Annotated in this window: 2 pseudogenes; both read right to left on the reverse strand. The window is 42.2% G+C overall.

Going from position 1 to position 800, the window contains the following annotated elements:
• Nucleotides 1–194: pseudogene (locus R7P74_RS25885) on the reverse strand (carbon storage regulator); the annotation flags it as partial.
• Between the two features lie 20 nt (nucleotides 195–214).
• Nucleotides 215–800, reverse strand: a pseudogene (locus tag R7P74_RS25890) (dentin sialophosphoprotein); the annotation flags it as partial.

The raw sequence follows: 800 nt of genomic DNA on the forward strand, positions 1-800 counted from the left end.
GTGTTTGACGCGACATTATCTGACGAAATACCATTGATATCTGATTCTGCATAAACCAAGTCGAGTTCAACATTTTGTCCACCTCTTGATTCATTCATGATATCCAAGCTAACTTCTCCGCCAGATAATGCAATGTCATCAGCGAGTGCAGTGCAGGCAACTATCATACTCAAAGTACAGATTGCCAAACGCATCGCTTTCTCCTACTAGTCGGTTACTCACCCCCAGTAAACACACTTGCATTAGTTGTAACAGATTGTTGTACAAGTGAATTTGAACCAGCATTCTGACCAACGGTAGTAATACCAGCCGCACCACCAAGACCACCAAGGGTGTTCATGTTTTCAACTCGAACTCGAGTATCATCCGCGTTAGTTGCATAAATAACTGATGCACCTGTAACACCACCCATTAGGCTTGAGCTCGCAACAACCATATCTGTATCCATATGGACTTGATTGAAGCTATCAACATTTGTTGAGCTCGAGTCACTTTGATAGTTACTATTGTCGTTAAAGCTGTTCGAGTTTGTTGTGCTTGAATCAGCGTAGCTACGGTTATCACTCTGGTTACGGTTGTCGCTTTGATTACGATTATCGCTGTTATCGTTAAAGCTACTGTTGATACTAGAGTCACTGTTGTCGTTGTTGCTACGTCTTACAGTAGTACTAGAGTCGCTGTTGTCGTTGTGGCTTCTATTTGTGTTAGTACTTGAATCACTACTATCACTATTTAGGCTCACATCAAGATCAGCACTGGTACTGTTGTCGTTAGCGTTAGACGTACTATTGTCGTTGTGG

The sequence above is a fragment of the Vibrio sp. 2033 genome, from assembly GCF_033339735.1.